Genomic DNA, 15171 nt, shown 5'->3' with positions numbered 1-15171 from the left:
ATCTTGTCATTCCTCTGCTGTTAGCCTATGCGCCTGTCCCCTGGTTTAGGCGTTTGTTCTACCACGGACAACCCGCTCATACATTACAGGGACAAGACGCCATTTAATGAAGCACGCGGCTAGCGCGCGGATCTCCCGTGAAGCGGAGTTGATGTTCCAGTGATGAACGGCAACCTCATGCTGTTGATCTTAATCGTCGTCGGCCTTGCCGGCCGCTCCAGCATCATCACCACGGCAGCCTGTGTGCTGCTCGCCTTCAACCTGATGAAGCTGGAGCGATTTTTGCCCATGCTGGAGCGCAGAGGACTCGAGCTCGGCCTGCTCTTTCTGACCATCGGCGTACTCGTGCCCTTTGCCAGCGGTCGAATCACCTTTCGCGACGTGGGGGCGGTCCTGCTGACTCCCGCCGGTCTGTTCGCTCTCATCGGCGGGGCCTTCGCCGCTTATCTGAACGGCCGCGGGCTGATCCTCTTGAAGCTGGATCCTCAGATTGTCATCGGCCTCGTCATCGGCTCCATCTTCGGCATCATCTTCCTGCGCGGCATCCCCGTCGGCCCGCTGCTCGCCGCGGGCTTGACTTCCCTCTTGCTGAAGGCGTTCCAGCTTCTGTTCAGTCGATAAAAATCAAAACCCCCCGGCTATTAAGCGCTCGTTCGCTCAATAGCCGGGGGGTTTTTATTATAGGCTGGGATCGTCATTTCCTATCGGATTCCACGATCAACCTCACTCAAAAAGTGATAAAAACTCTCCACCTGGATGGGAATCTCTTCAAGGCTTAAGTGCCCGTATCCCATAAGGAGCTTATCGGGATGCCTCCCTTTTTCCTGACAATATCGTTCAACAGGCTCCACCCTAACTCCCTTTTCCTTGCAGTTGGCGAGAAATTCCTCCCCAAAAGCCATTCCCGGGATTTGCAGGACAAGGTGAAGGCCCGAACGATCCCCATGAAAGACGGCTCTGCTCCCAAAATAGTGCGAAATGCTCTCACAAAGAACCCTTCGCTTGTCCGCATATCGTTTGTTGCTTTGCCTGATATAAGCGTCCAGCTTTCTCGTGTGCAAAAACTCGGCCAGCGCCGCTTGCTCCAGAATCGAATTTTGCACATCGAGGTATCTCCTGCCATGCAGCCACGGCCCATGCAGCTCGGGCGGAAGCAGGACAAACCCTATCCGAAGGGCTGGAAAGAGCGTTTTGCTGAATGAACCCATGTAAAGCACTCGCTCACGGTCCATCGAATACATGGGCGTAATGGGCGCTCCTTCATAACGAAATTCGCTGTCGTAATCATCTTCTAGGATGTAGAACCCCTTACTGCGAGCGCGGCGAACCAGTTGCGCTCTGCGCTCGGCTGGAAAAATCCCGCCGAGCGGGAACTGATGAGAGGGAGTTACATATACGGCAGATAGGGCAGCAAACGGATGGGCTGCAAGGAAAGCCGTTTGGAGTCCATGCTCGTCCACCGGGATGGCTGTATAGGGGAACCCCCGGCTCTTTACGATTTCAATAACTGCTGAATGGCATGGATCTTCGACCGCAATCGGGAGCTCCTTGCTTGCAAGCAGGTCAACGAGGATACTGAGGGCATGGGTAGTTCCCGCTGTAAGGAAGAGATCTTGGGGGACTGCATTTATTCCTCGTGTTCGAAACAGCCATTCACATATCTCATTGCGGAGCGGTTCATACCCTGCGGGATCCGAGTACCCCATATCTTCTTCGCGTAACCGATCACAAGCCCGTGTCAGCAATTGCCTCCACCTGGAATGAGGAAACTGGTGAACATCCGGTTGTCCCGTTTTGAAGTCAATCCAGAAGGGGCGCGTTGGCTCGCAGCGCTCTTTCCCCTTTTCCAACCCCAACCGCTTGGCTGATCCTTGATGCAAGCTTAACCCTTCTAATACGTTCAGACGAGCGCCCTGCCGACCGGCCACGAAGCCTTCGGCTTGCAGCATGTCGTAGGCTTCTGTAACGGTGCTTCGAGAAATGCCGAGCTCCTTGGCAAGGAACCGACTAGAGGGCAACAATTCTCCAGCATTCAGCTTTCCTTCTAGTATCAGATCCTTGATCTGAAAGAAAAGCTGCCGGGAAAGGGATTGCTCCCGATGCCGAGTCAAGACAATATCCCACATAAGACCCTCCAACTGGTATGAAATAAATGACCATAACTGGATATGGAAGCCATCCAAGCGGCTTGCTAGGATCATAGCATAGTCTTTTTTACCCGTGAAGGAGTGGCAGCGATGGCTTTTATTTCGAGCGGCAGGCTTTCTTTATTCTTATCTTTTACCCTGGCAGGAACCTCTGTCATTGCAGTCCGGTTCCTCCCCACCTTGAAGCCTTTTACGATTACGGCATGCAGTCTTCTTCTTGCGCTCCTTCTCCTCCTCCCCTTCTGTGCAGCAAACCTGGTCTGCTCCCTTCGTCAGTTGCGTAAAGCAGACTGGATGATGATAGGCTTGCAGGCTTTCTTTGGAATATTTTTGTTTCGGGCCTTTCTGTTGGTTGGCTTGCACTTCACGAGTTCCATGGAAGCCGGGATCATGATTGGCTGCGCACCTGCGCTCACCTGCTTGTTCATCCGGATTGCTCTCAGGGAGAAGGCGGGTAGGATAGCGGCAGCGGGAATTCTCTGTACACTGGTTGGTCTGTTCCTGATTCAAGGAATCCAATGGATGAAGCTTAGCACTTCGAGCTTAGTCGGCAATGCCCTCGTTTTGTGCGCCGCCGCAAGTGAAGCGCTCTTTTCACTTCTGTCTCGAATCCAGGCGACCCGGAAGAAAAGTAATTCCTGCAACAAGCTGACCCCATTGGAGCAATCTCTACTTGTATCGGCATTAGCACTGGCCGCCTGTCTCCCTCTTGCTCTTTTTGAGCATCCCGTCTCCTCTCTTGTTCATCTCGATGTCCAGGGGTGGTTGTCCTTGGTCTGGTATGGCCTGGTCGTGACTTTGCTGTCTTATGTTTTATGGTACAGGGGTGTAAAAAGATGCAGCGGGTATACAGCGGCCGCCTATTCCAGCCTTATGCCATTTAGCTCCATGCTGTTCTCCTATTTTCTATTAAAAGAGACGATATCGGGTGTCCAATGGCTTGGAGGAGGCGCGATCGTGATGGGAATTCTCGTCATCGCCAAAGCAAAAACCAACGAACAAATTGCAGCATGAGAAGAAAAAAACACCTTCAGGTGTCCGCTGCTCCGAATGATCAAGAGCGTGGTCACCTAAAGGTGTTTCCTTCTAACTTATGAGAACGAATTAACGACGCTCCGATGGACCGCCGACAAAGACGGCCGAATCGGTGTCCAGTCCGTATGCCGTATGCAGGGCCTGAATCACTTCATTCAGCCGTTCGCCGTTAATGACACAGGAGGTTTTGATTTCCGAGGTGCTGACCATGTTGATGGAAATGCCGAGCTCGGAGATGGTTGCAAACATCTTCGCCGCTACACCTGGTGTGCTGACCATACCGGCTCCGACGATGGACACCTTCACCAAGCCCGTTTCGGAGTTTACGCTGCGGAAGCCAACCGTGGGGCGAAGGCCTTCGATCACGGCAAGTGCCCGATCGACATCGGAACCCGACAAGGAGAAGGAAAACTCCGCTTGATTCTCTACGATTCCGCTTTGCACGATGATATCCACGTCAATCTTCTCATTTGCCAGCGCCGTAAAGACCGCAGCCAGCTGTCCCGCCCGCTCCGGTACTCCCAGAATGCTGATGCGTGCGATATTTTTATCGTAGGCGATCCCGCTCACTACAATCCCTTGCTCCATGACTGCTTCCTCCTTCACCTGCGTGCCCTCGTTATGGGTAAAGCTCGATCGAACGACGAGATTCACCTTGTTGTGCTTGGCGCATTCCACGGCTCGCGGATGAAGCACCGCTGCCCCGAGATTGGCCAGTTCCAGCATCTCATCGTAGGAAATTTCCTTCAGCTTGCGCGCGACCTTGACGATGCGCGGGTCGGTGGAGTAGATCCCGTCCACATCCGTGTAAATCTCACACAGATCGGCCTTAATCGCAGCCGCAACCGCAACCGCCGTTGTGTCGGAGCCTCCGCGTCCGAGCGTCGTGATTTCGCCTTCCTCGGTAAACCCTTGAAAGCCGGCCACGACGACGATCTTCTCCTGCTCGAGTGCTTTCAGCACGCGCTCCGGGTTGATCTCCTGGATTCTCGCCTTGCCATGCACAGCCTCCGTCTGAATTCCGGCTTGCCAGCCGGTAAACGAAACGGCTTCTTCCCCAAGCTGTTGACTGGCCATGGAGAGAAGCGCCACCGAGATTTGCTCCCCGGTGGTGAGCAGCATATCCATCTCCCGTGCAGGCGGTGTATTGCCGGCAATCTGCTGGCTCAGTTCAACGAGGTCATCGGTTGTGTCTCCCATGGCCGATACAACCACCACGCAACGGTTGCCCTCCTTCTTGCGTTCCACAATCCGAGATGCCACTCGCTTTATCCGCTCGGCATCCCCAACCGAGCTACCCCCAAATTTCATCACGACCAAGGACAACGCGTCCACCTCTTCCCCTAAACATAATCTTCAACGCCAAAATAATCCTTTATACGAATGCCGCATTGCGGCAGTAAAGTTACGTTTCAACAAAAAAAGGCATACGGGTATAGAAAGGAGGGCGGCCCGCAAGGTCCGCCCCTTCCCCCGTCACTTCTGCCGCATCGCTTACGCGCGGGAGATGTATTTGCCTTCCCGGGTATCGATCAGAAGCTCGTCGCCTTCGTTGATGAAGAGCGGCACTTGAACGACCAGGCCGGTTTCCACCGTCGCGTTCTTGCTGGCACCGGTAGCGGTGTTGCCCTTCACGCTCGGGTCGGCTTCGGTGACCTTCAGCACTACGCTGTTCGGGAGGTTGATTCCGAGGATTTCACCTTGGTAGCTGATGATGTTGACACTCATGTTTTCCTTGAGGAATTTCAATTCCCATTCCAATTGCTTGGAGGTGAGGACGAATTGGTCGTAGGTTTCGGTGTCCATGAACGTATGCTCGGTTCCAGCCGAGTACAGGAACTGGGTCGAACGGTTTTCTACGTGAGCGCGGGCTACGGTTTCACCGGCGCGGAACGTTTTTTCAACAACGTTGCCGTTGCGAAGGTTTTTCAGCTTGGAGCGCACGAATGCAGCGCCTTTGCCCGGCTTAACGTGTTGGAACTCGACAACCGAGAACAAATCTCCATCGTATTCAATGGTAAGGCCTGTTTTAAAATCGTTAACTGAAATCACTAGTACAACCTCCTCAAAAATGGGGACTTGCCAGTTCAGGTGAGCCGGAATTCTCTCACCCTAGGACGCTCGCTGCCAGCAAGCGTCCCCAGTATACCGAATTTTTACCCAATTTCCAAAAAATCTTTCGTGGAGCGGGTAAGAATTCGAATGCCCGTTTCGGTAATGACGACGTCGTCCTCGATACGGACACCGCCGATGCCTGGCAGGTAGATGCCAGGTTCCACCGTAACCACCATTCCCGGTTCCAGAACCGTGTCACAGTAAAGGGACAGTCGGGGGTGTTCGTGAACCTCCAGCCCAACCGCGTGGCCGGTTCCGTGACCGAAGCGGTCGCCGTACCCAGCCTTCTCAATCACGCTGCGTGCCAAGGCATCGCCTTCCTTGCCGGTCATACCCGGCTTCAAATGGGCGAGGGCATTCAGGTTTGCTTCCAACACGATGTCATAGATTTCGCGCAGCTTGGGGCTCACCTTACCGATCCCGACTGTGCGGGTGATGTCGGAGCAGTAGCCCTTATAGAGAGCGCCGAAGTCCATCGTGACCAGTTCGCCTGTCTGTACCACCTTCTCCGATGCAACTCCATGCGGAAGAGCAGAACGCTCACCGGAAGCTACGATGGTGTCGAAGGAAGACGAGGTCGCCCCGTTCTTGCGCATGAAGAACTCCATCTCAAGAGCCGTATCGATCTCGCTTACGCCCGGCTTCAGGAAGGTCAGGATGTGCGAGAAGGTCCGGTCCGCCAGATCCGCCGCTTGCTGGAGAATGTCGAGCTCGGCTTCATCTTTGAACATGCGAAGCTTTTCAACGAGACCGGATACCGGTACCAGCTCAATGCCGCTCAGATCGCGAGCATACGATTGATGCGTTCCATAAGAGAGGTCGTCCTGTTCAAAGGCCAGCTTCTTGATATGTACGCTTTCGAGGAGCTCTTTCACCGAGAGAATCGCATTCGGCTGGTGCATGATGATCTCAAAGCCGACGGCTTGGCTTGCCGCTTGCTCGGTGTAACGGAAATCCGTGAGGAACCATGCGCGATCAGCTGTCACGAGGACGTAGCCCGAGGTTCCGGTAAAGCCGCTGATATAGCGGCGGTTGAACTCATTCGTAATGAGGATCGCTTCAAGTCCGCGCTCCTCCAGTTCCTTGCGTAGTTTTGTCACGCGTACTACATCCATGGTCGTCACCCTTTTTCTTCAAAATGGCGGACAAGAGCAGCGAGGCCCAGCTCATAGCCGTAAGACCCAAAGCCGCTGATCTGTCCGATTACGACGGGAGCCGTCACGGAATGGTGGCGGAATTCCTCCCGCTTGTAGATGTTGGAGAGGTGCACTTCGACGGCAGGCAGTTGAACCGAAGAAAGAGCGTCCCGCAGCGCATAGCTGTAATGGGTGAACGCTCCCGGGTTGATCAGAATGCCGTCTTTGGTGCCGTAAGCTTCATGGATTTTGGTGATGAGATCGCCTTCGTAGTTGGACTGCACGAATTCCAGCTCCAGCCCCAGCTCTCTTGCCCGCTCCGACAGCCGGACTTCGATATCGTCCAAGGTCTCCGATCCGTAGACATGCGGTTCACGAACGCCAAGCATGTTCAGATTGGGACCGTTAAGCACTAGGATGCTGCGCATGACCGTCCTCCATCCCGTTGACACGGTTAACTTTAGCCATTTTACCATAGCCGTCCCGGTTTTGAGAACTTCTTTTTACAGTTGGGCTTCTCGCAAACAAGTGGCAACTCTTCTCCAAAATGGTTACAATATAAGAAAGCATCTATCCTGCTGAACTTAAGCAAAGAGGTGACCCCCTTGTCTCAACCAAAAACTCCATCCTACGGAGGTCAGGCCGTTCTTGAAGGCGTCATGTTCGGCGGTCAAAAAGCAAATGTTACCGCGGTGCGCCGCAAAAATTCGGAGCTCGCTTTTCTCGAGGTTCCCAAAGTGGAACGAAGCTGGGTTCAAACGCTGAAAAAGGTTCCCTTCCTGCGCGGGCTCGTGGCCATTATCGATTCTTCCATTAAAGGAACGGCGCATCTGAACTTTTCGGCGGATATCTTCGCCGAAGAAGAAAGCGACGAGGAGAAGGCCGCCAAGAAGGAGCCTGGCTTCTTCGAACGATTCGGACTTGTTCTCGGAGTAGCCGTCGTCGGCATTCTCTCCTTCCTGGCCGGAAAGCTGCTCTTCACGCTCGTTCCGATGTTTGTGGAGTCCCTTCTCTTCAGCAGGCTATTCGACAACTTCGTGCTTCACAACTTGTTGGAAGGGATCATCAAGATTGCACTTCTGCTCGTTTACATTTATGTGATCGGATTGACTCCCCCTGTGAAACGGCTGTTTCAATATCACGGAGCCGAACACAAGGTAATCAGCGCTTATGAGGCGGGTGCCGACATGACCGTTGACAACGTTCAGAAATACAGTCGTCTTCATTATCGCTGCGGAAGCAGCTTCATGGTATTGACGGTCATCACGGGAGTTATTATTTACTCCTTCCCGATCTTTGAATACCACAGCTTGATGGAGCGGACCATTCAACGCATTTCGCTCATTCCCGTCGTCATCGGCGTCTCCTACGAGGTATTGAAGCTGACCAACTCTGTGCGAGACATCCCCGTGCTTCGTTTTCTGGGATACCCCGGCCTGTGGCTGCAATTGTTAACCACCAAAGAACCTCAGGACGACATGGTCGAAGTCTCACTGGCCTCCTTCAACCGGATGCTGGAGCTCGACAAAGAGCTTGCTGCTGTGGAAGTAACGCAGCCCAGCATCGCCAGTTGACCTTCCTCTCGATCCACAACTCGCCAGTTCGCCGCCCCATCACCGGGGAACTCCAAAGGAGGAATCGCACATGAACCGCAGAAGGATGTACTTCTCCACAACGGATTACATCATTTATGGACTCGCCATCTGGGGTGTCCTGGTCAGTCTGATTTCCAACCCGTTCACTCTGCTGCTCCCGATTCTCTTGATTGGCGGGCTGTTCGCTTACAATCGTTATCTGGGCAATCGAGCGCGCAGCAGCGGCTATCGCCCATCAGGAAGTGCTCGTCCCTCGGCGAGTCGCTACGAGGAAGCGCGGAAGAAAAGCAAGACCGTCCCCTTCCGTGTCATTCCCGGAAACAAGGACTCGGAGGACGAGCCGCCTCGTTACCACTAAGGAGCAGCGGCACCTTGTTTCGCAGCAGTCTCTATGGAACCCAGCATCGCTTGAATAGAAGCTTGCTACTAAACAAAGCCCCGATCAAGATTCTCTTGATCGGGGCTTTTGTGTGGACTGTGGAGTAAGACTTCCAAATAGAGAGACTAATGTCGAGTCTGGTTGACGACTACTTGGTAGAGGCTCCCCTTGATGCGGAAGGGAACGTCTGTCGTCGTAATCGCGCCGTTGGTCCAATAGGCCGTAAAACGAACCCAATGCTCGCCGTTATCCAACTTGGTTAGGGCAGGATCGTTCAACGTGCCGCGAAAATGAACGCGGTCATTTCCCAAGAGAGCAATCGTCTTGTCATGGGTCATCAGCCTGGCGGTAACACGCTCTGGACGAGTGTCTGTTCCCGTGTCCGTGACAACCGCTTGGAGGACAAGCGCCTCTCCCGCCCAGAAGACATCTGCGGCCCGCTGCACCTTCGGATGAGCGGCGTTCCATCGTTCCCGCTGGTTCTCCCATTCCGGTGTATGGTGAATTTCACCCGTTATCGCGAGAGGAAGAACCGGGAACGTCCATGTTCGTTCGAACCGTTCTTCGTAAGGATCCGTGACCCTCACCGAGAGGGAATGCATCCCAGCAGGCAGCGGTCCATGCGGGAACGTGAGGGTCGTCCCGGACGAAACCGCCAACCAGCGCCCCACTTCTACACGCTCTCCATTCAAGACTCCCTCCACGGTCACATGAAGCAGATCCCCGTCCGGGTCAGACACTTTTAACGCGAAGGTAGGCGTATCCTGTTCATAGATTGGGGAGGGAATAACAAGCTCCGCCGTTGGCGCACGGTTCACCACCATATAGGCAAACGGTGAATCCTCTCCCCAATCGTATCCGTCATAAACACGGACCTGAACCTTGTAGACCTGCCCGGGCGTCAATGCTTTGGTAAGCTCATGAGCCCGTTCTTCCCAGGTTTCGCTTCCCTCCGCTCCTGCTAGATTGCCGGAGTCATAAACCTGTGTTCCCGCTATGGTATAAACTTGTACGCGGAACAAGGGAAAAACCGCTCTTGGATCGGGGTCGCTTTGTGTCCAAACAATTGAGGGGAACCTTGCGACGACCGTTGGGTTACCCGCCGTTCCAGCCGGATAAGAGATGAGAGCCGAAGGCCGTCGGTTGATGAACAGCCATTCCTCGTTCGACCACTCGGACCAGAGATCCCCATCATAGGTGCGTACCATAACCTTAAGGGGGACATTGGTCGGCAGATCGAGGGGAACCTTCATCGACTGGTTGCCTAGCGGCCAATCCCCGCTTTTTGTACCCGAGTCATAGACCACATCGCCGTTTGCCCTTTGGAGGAGAACACGAAACGCTTTTGTCCTCGCCCCGAAGCTGACATCCGGATCCCCCGTCGTCCAATGGAGGGTTGGTCTCAGCTCGTCCAGTATCTTTTGTGGATTTTCCTTGGTCCCGATGGGGTTCGTCAGCGTGACGGAAGGCGGCTGATTGACCTGTATCCACCCGATGTTGGACCAGTCGGACCAAGCTTCTCCATCCGTGACCCTCACTTGCACCTGAAGCTTCTGGCCACGAGGAAGGGTTCCCGTCTGCCAGCTCCAGCTGCCAGCTGTGGTGGCGATGCTGACTTCCCCGCTTTCGGAAATGGGGGTTCCGGATTCGCTCGACACCTTGACCTGGTACCCGCGGATCCACCCGCTGTCATCCCACTGATTCCAGGATACGGTGGGCCTTGTGGATGTCGTAAAGCTCGGACTGGCCTTGGCACCGCTCGGATGAGTGAGATACACGGTAGGCCGGATATTCGCCGGCGGAATGACCGTTGTTCCGATCTCCCTCGTAACAGGCTCACTCCATGCGCCGTACTCATCCCTCACTTGAAGTGTGACGCTGTACACTCCCTTTTCCGTAGGCCGGACGAGCTTCTCCGTCCCCTTTACTCCGCTGGGAGATGCATAGGTGTATTTTCGCTCCATTATGCCTCTGGTAGCCCTGTAATCAATTCCTGTGGACTCCGTGGAGTAGTTCGAATCGCTGATCCATCTGTCAGGATCATAGCTTGTGTCCGTCCAGGAAATCGTACCGTCTGGATTACCCTTCAACGTGAAGTCCGCTACGGGACGTCGATGCACGGTCATCTTGACTTGATAGGCGTTTGAATCCATCCGATACTCAGCAAAGCGCATGTTCGGGTAAAGGTAATCGGGATTCGGGTCGTCTCGATCCTGAAGCGTGATGAGATAATCGCCTACTTTGTCAAAGGAAACCTGGGGACCTGTGAACGTCTTTCCGTTCATGGCAGACAAGCCCTGATTGTTTAAGAAGCGCGGTTTGTGTTGATAGTTCCATTTACTATCTCCACTCTTCGGATCGTTTTCTGGATCGCTGTAAAGAATGCTACTGTACCGAACCTCCGCTTTCCCAGTCGCTGGCTCCCATATGGCGTAGCCGGTGAACCAGTCAATATCAGGCTCTACCACCTGGAGCGTGCTGATTCCAGAAAAACTCACGTGTTCCTTATCCGAGAATGGCCCGAATTTTCCCGATGCAAAGGTGCTATCACTTGCGGATAGCATCGGCACTCCATTCACCGAGACAGTAAGCGCTGACCCAAGAGCCTTCAGCTTGAAGTTGTACGGTTCCTTGTTCTGGAACGGATAGGGCCGGCTGGAAAGCACGCTGCGAGTCCCGTTTATATACTTGACCAAGTATAGTGTCGTTCCACTCGTCTCAACCGCATAACGATTTTTACCGTCTTGCATTCGGAATGAAAATCCTGCCAGATCCTCTTGGTACTTCTGTGCGTTATCCATTGTCAACATGAAACTGAACTCAGTATCACTTTCCACTGTATTGGACATAAATTGCCCCAATGAAAAGCCCCTGAAGGTCTGAGGGGTTGTAGACGGCGTTCCCACACTCAACCAGGGGATGTAATTCAGACTGGTGTAGGCGTATCCTCCAGGATACGATCCCTTCTCCGTGAAATAGGATAGTAGTATCCCATCCCCAACATATTGAGAATGAAAAAGCTCGTTTGTTCCGGCTGCTGATCCGAAATATCCATCCGTTTTGAAGTTTATCGTCCCTCCGGCTGATACACTGTCTCCATCTAAAACCGTATTACCATTCCTGTCCTTAACCGACTTGCCAGAAGTGTATAGCCCATCACTGTTGGCATATCCGAACGTCCCATCAGAATAGGATCCATCTGATTCAATCCTGTACGTTGGACTTGAGACAGAAACCTGCCTAGATGTTGAGACAGAGGCCCCGGTATCCATGTTGATGGAATTAAAGTAAGAAATGTACCCCATGAAATCTGAGGAGTATGACCTCACGAGTAATTCCCTGGTTATCGGATTCACAGACATCGTAGCGAGTGATTCGCGCTGATCACTTGCTGCACCTGAAAAAGTGTAACTGTAATCAGCATAGGGACCCGGCAATCTGGTTCTCCATGCCAAAGAATAATCAGAATTGAAACGATCGATATAAACTTCCACGGTAGAACTACTATAGAAAGGTTCATAAGACCTGTACTTCATCTCGTAAATATAGAATTCACCGTCAACACCTTGAAAGAATTCAGAAGGTCGATAGGTGTCCTCTACCGTATCATAGTTCTCATTCTTATATCTTATGTTTTCCATTAGAGGCAATGTTGCTTCTCTAACTATATTTGCGTTTCTATCGATTGTGGTTCCTTTATACGTGGGTGCCCACCCGCCGAATTGGGAGAGGATGAGTTGGAGATTATCCTTATGTCCAAAAACATTCCAGTCATAGCCATAAAGTCCATCTCTCTTCGCTATAAATTGACCCGTATTGAGATCATAAGTTCGGATCTCATACTTGTAGGCTCCCGCATCCCACCGCCTAATCACTTGATAAATGGTGCTATCAGCGACCTGATATCTATACTCGTAATCTGTATACGAATACGGAGCGATAATTTTGTAATCGATTGGACTTGCCCCTTTGTAGGTAGGGGATGACTGGATCTTTACTGCTGGACCACTGGCATCAATGACATTAACTAACTCATAATCAGGAATGCGCTCTTTATTCATTGCGTAAAGAGCACCATGGTACTCGTAGTAGATTCGATCTCTAGTGGTCTGCACACGGGCCTTAGAAGGGTCAGTATAAGACACAATGGTTAATCCACTACCATCATCCTTATCCGCAAGCAAAGGCTGACTTTTGCTTGCTATGCTGTTCGTCATTGTGCGATAAGGGTTTAACCCATTCGAACCATACCCAGCATCGGTATAGTAATTTGCCCATGACCGCGACAATCGATATCCCATCCAATCTTTATCAATCATGTATCCTTTAAAGTCCTCAGCCTTTTTACCACTCCCCCCAGTAAGAACGTTGTTCGAATCCCCCCACCCATTAAGCAGGGTCCGCGTATTCGTATTGGTTTGCATCAGTGACCATTTGGTCAGGATCGTATTTTCAGGATATTCTTGCCGATTCGGTGGTTGAGGTTGTTCGTTCTTCCCCTCGATAACAAAGGATACTGTTGGCGCTTGGTTGATGGTGTCCAACTGCCCTTCTCCATAGCTCCCCTGTTTCCGTTCTTCATCGGATCGAACCCTGAGGAGGTACTTGCCTACCTTGGTTGGTGTAAAGGTGGCCTTCTCCATTGTTCCGGGAAGAGATTGCCATCCATCATCATCGAAGCCGTTATTGTTGGCATCGTACTTGTACCAATAGTAAGCCGCTACAAGCGGATCTCCGTCCGGACTGTAGGATTTATTGTAGATCGTGACCGGAAGCCCGCGTAACGTAAGCGGAGCAACATCCAGCTTGCCGATCGGGGGTAAGTCAGGCTGAACGGTAAGAATATGTTCTGCAGGAGAAAGCGACTTGAGCGCAGGCGACCCATCATCCCACACATGGAGCTTGACGGTTACCTGAATGTCATGGTCAGTTCCATTGGTGTACATCGTCTGCTTGTTGGTCCATTCGTCCTTAGCATGGTCGATCTTCCGGCCAGTTGGACTGTAGCTCTTCGCTGAGCTGAAAGCGTCCTCTGGAACCGGGCGATTCTCTTTAACAACCTTAGGGCCTTCTATTACAGGTATCGGGTTCTTAGGCACGACTTCCAGGGATGCTCCTGCCGTGTACGAAGCCCCGAATGTGTCTGCCAAGGTTGCATAAACCCTCTGGTAACCAACGGACGTTGTTTCAATCCCACTCAATACTTCCGCAAGTGGATCGAACGAGTATTGGTCCGGCAGACTGGATACCCAGCTCGTGCTCTTACTAAAATCCCATCCTGTTAAGTTGAATGGGTCCCCATCTGGATCACTGGGGGAAACAGGGTTGGAATTCGGGTCATCGATGATCCGTACCATTACCTTTGTTCCCTCAACGACTCGGGTAAGGGGAATCGTGCTAGTATAGTCGCCATCGATAAACCATCCGAGTTTAAAGAAAGGAGGATGGTTGTTTGCTGGTGTTTTTACATAGAGAGTTTTCGTGATCCAGTCCGTTGAGCAGTTGGATCCGGTGACCTTCATTTGCACGGTAACGGTCCCTGCGCTTATTGGGGCAGGATAATTGTCGGGGTAGGTGAACGATATCCGATCAGTTTTTCCGGTTTGCTTGCTGGAAGTCCATGTTGCACCATTGACCATTCTGAACTCGTGATACCGATAGGTACAAGTCCCAGTGGTTCGTATGTCCTTAGGCTGCAGAGCAACCGACTCCCGATACTCAATGGTGTTTCCGGGGAGAATGTCGAAATCTCCGGTGATGGAAGCTGCTTCAGGCGTTGGGGTCTGACCTGGTGGAGGAGTGGTGATGGGCGGAGTGGTTAGCGGTGGGTCCTTTTCTATCTCAAAGGTAACCTCATAGGGATAGCGGTAGGTGACGGACTCCGCAGTAGATTTGAAGGAATAGATGTAAACCATCATCGCAGCACCAGGAGAACTCCATGGCTGGTAAATATCCTTTTGGTTGAAGTCCAAGCTCATACGGATTTCGTAGTTTAAGCTATCCGTGACATTTGTTACACGGAGGTTTTGGATGGAGGAATCGGGCATAGACATCCGTTCACTAATAGTCCATTTATCATTCATTTTAATAATTATTTGGCGTGAACTATCAGGATATACTTTTATACCCCCTGTTTTTGGTGCTGCAACTATAGAAGGGTTTACGGGCTCCTGAGTTCCCTTTCGAAAGTAAGACATTGTTATCTTGTTTTTATAGGATATTTGGGTATCGACTACTCCTGGGAAATCCGGCACCTTATATCCACTCACCATGCTATACGTTACCGGGGTACTACTTTTTAGACAGCCTCCGGAATTAGCTGTTAAGGGAGCAACTGTACAAGCGCCGGACCCTTGTGCTCTCCAAACATTAGAAGAAGCTCCCCCAGAACGATCCCATGCATACCAGCCTTGATTAAAATTGTCGTTTGATTCTACTTGAACTTCCAGACCATCAACGTTGCCGGACCAGTTCCCGGTCTTGTCTAAAACCAGTTGTTTATCATACCCAGTTTTGAGATCCTTGTAAAATGCTCGCTTTATGGTATACCCCTGCTTGGAGAATGAGACCTTTGCGGTCGCAAACGAGTTTGGCCCATAACTTCCATCCCCTAGGCGCTGAACACTGGAGTCGTAGGAAAAAGGAACTGTCACCGACTCCGCATTAGCGACAGATCCTCCGGTCAGGCTAAACATCAATTGCGTGAAGATAGCCATTATTAGAAAAGAGATAACGCCAATTCCGAGTTTCCTTTTATTATTCAA

General features: G+C 52.0%; 10 protein-coding genes. 4 read left to right on the top strand and 6 right to left on the bottom strand.

What is annotated here, in order from left to right; translation table 11 throughout:
- Positions 1 to 162: 162 nt before the first annotated feature.
- On the top strand, positions 163 to 621 hold the full coding sequence (locus AAFN83_RS02940) for a DUF441 domain-containing protein (RefSeq protein WP_347767366.1): 459 nt from the start codon (positions 163 to 165) through the stop codon (positions 619 to 621).
- An 80-nt stretch (positions 622 to 701) separates the two neighbouring features.
- Here the strand turns inward: AAFN83_RS02940 and pdxR are convergent, their stop codons facing one another.
- Positions 702 to 2126: a MocR-like pyridoxine biosynthesis transcription factor PdxR gene (gene pdxR / locus AAFN83_RS02935; protein ID WP_347766918.1), complete on the bottom strand. Its 1425-nt coding sequence runs from the start codon at positions 2124 to 2126 to the stop codon at positions 702 to 704.
- Positions 2127 to 2237: 111 nt separating this feature from the next.
- On the opposite strand from pdxR, the gene AAFN83_RS02930 reads away from it, so the two are divergent.
- The gene (locus AAFN83_RS02930; RefSeq protein ID WP_347767364.1) at positions 2238 to 3161 is read left to right on the top strand and encodes a DMT family transporter; all 924 of its coding nucleotides are present in this window, start codon (positions 2238 to 2240) and stop codon (positions 3159 to 3161) included.
- Positions 3162 to 3251: 90 nt separating this feature from the next.
- Here the strand turns inward: AAFN83_RS02930 and AAFN83_RS02925 are convergent, their stop codons facing one another.
- The 4 genes from AAFN83_RS02925 to aroQ all read right to left on the bottom strand — a co-directional run bounded on the left by AAFN83_RS02925 (position 3252) and on the right by aroQ (position 6861).
- Positions 3252 to 4508, bottom strand: a complete 1257-nt coding sequence (locus AAFN83_RS02925) for an aspartate kinase (RefSeq protein WP_347766916.1) — start codon at positions 4506 to 4508, stop codon at positions 3252 to 3254.
- Between the two features lie 168 nt (positions 4509 to 4676).
- Positions 4677 to 5234: an elongation factor P gene (efp, locus tag AAFN83_RS02920; RefSeq protein ID WP_347766914.1), complete on the bottom strand. Its 558-nt coding sequence runs from the start codon at positions 5232 to 5234 to the stop codon at positions 4677 to 4679.
- A 104-nt stretch (positions 5235 to 5338) separates the two neighbouring features.
- Positions 5339 to 6412 carry a M24 family metallopeptidase gene (locus AAFN83_RS02915; protein ID WP_347766912.1) on the bottom strand — a complete coding sequence of 358 codons (1074 nt, stop codon included), beginning with the start codon at positions 6410 to 6412 and terminating at the stop codon, positions 5339 to 5341.
- Positions 6413 to 6417: 5 nt separating this feature from the next.
- Positions 6418 to 6861, bottom strand: coding sequence for a type II 3-dehydroquinate dehydratase (gene aroQ / locus AAFN83_RS02910; protein WP_347766910.1), 444 nt, complete (start codon positions 6859 to 6861; stop codon positions 6418 to 6420).
- Between the two features lie 177 nt (positions 6862 to 7038).
- Between aroQ and AAFN83_RS02905 the strand changes: the two genes are divergently transcribed.
- Positions 7039 to 8007 carry a DUF1385 domain-containing protein gene (locus AAFN83_RS02905; protein ID WP_347766909.1) on the top strand — a complete coding sequence of 323 codons (969 nt, stop codon included), beginning with the start codon at positions 7039 to 7041 and terminating at the stop codon, positions 8005 to 8007.
- 70 nt (positions 8008 to 8077) lie between these two features.
- Complete coding sequence (locus AAFN83_RS02900; RefSeq protein WP_347766907.1) at positions 8078 to 8386, top strand: hypothetical protein; 309 nt, start codon at positions 8078 to 8080, stop codon at positions 8384 to 8386.
- 146 nt (positions 8387 to 8532) lie between these two features.
- Here AAFN83_RS02900 and AAFN83_RS02895 read toward each other — a convergent pair whose 3' ends face one another.
- Entirely contained in the window at positions 8533 to 15171 is a 6639-nt protein-coding gene (locus AAFN83_RS02895; protein WP_347766906.1) for a hypothetical protein, read from the bottom strand.

The sequence above is a fragment of the Gorillibacterium sp. CAU 1737 genome, from assembly GCF_039888655.1.
GTDB lineage: Bacteria > Bacillota > Bacilli > Paenibacillales > NBRC-103111 > Gorillibacterium.
The sequence above is the reverse complement of the archived record's forward strand: the minus strand, read 5'-3'. Positions and strand labels throughout refer to the sequence as shown.

Coding starts and splice junctions, on each gene's coding strand:
- AAFN83_RS02940 (WP_347767366.1), top strand. CDS start 163: ATGAACGGCAACCTCATGCTGTTGATCTTAATCGTCGTCGGCCTTGCC.
- pdxR (WP_347766918.1), bottom strand. CDS start 2,126: ATGTGGGATATTGTCTTGACTCGGCATCGGGAGCAATCCCTTTCCCGG.
- AAFN83_RS02930 (WP_347767364.1), top strand. CDS start 2,238: ATGGCTTTTATTTCGAGCGGCAGGCTTTCTTTATTCTTATCTTTTACC.
- AAFN83_RS02915 (WP_347766912.1), bottom strand. CDS start 6,412: ATGGATGTAGTACGCGTGACAAAACTACGCAAGGAACTGGAGGAGCGC.
- aroQ (WP_347766910.1), bottom strand. CDS start 6,861: ATGCGCAGCATCCTAGTGCTTAACGGTCCCAATCTGAACATGCTTGGC.
- AAFN83_RS02900 (WP_347766907.1), top strand. CDS start 8,078: ATGAACCGCAGAAGGATGTACTTCTCCACAACGGATTACATCATTTAT.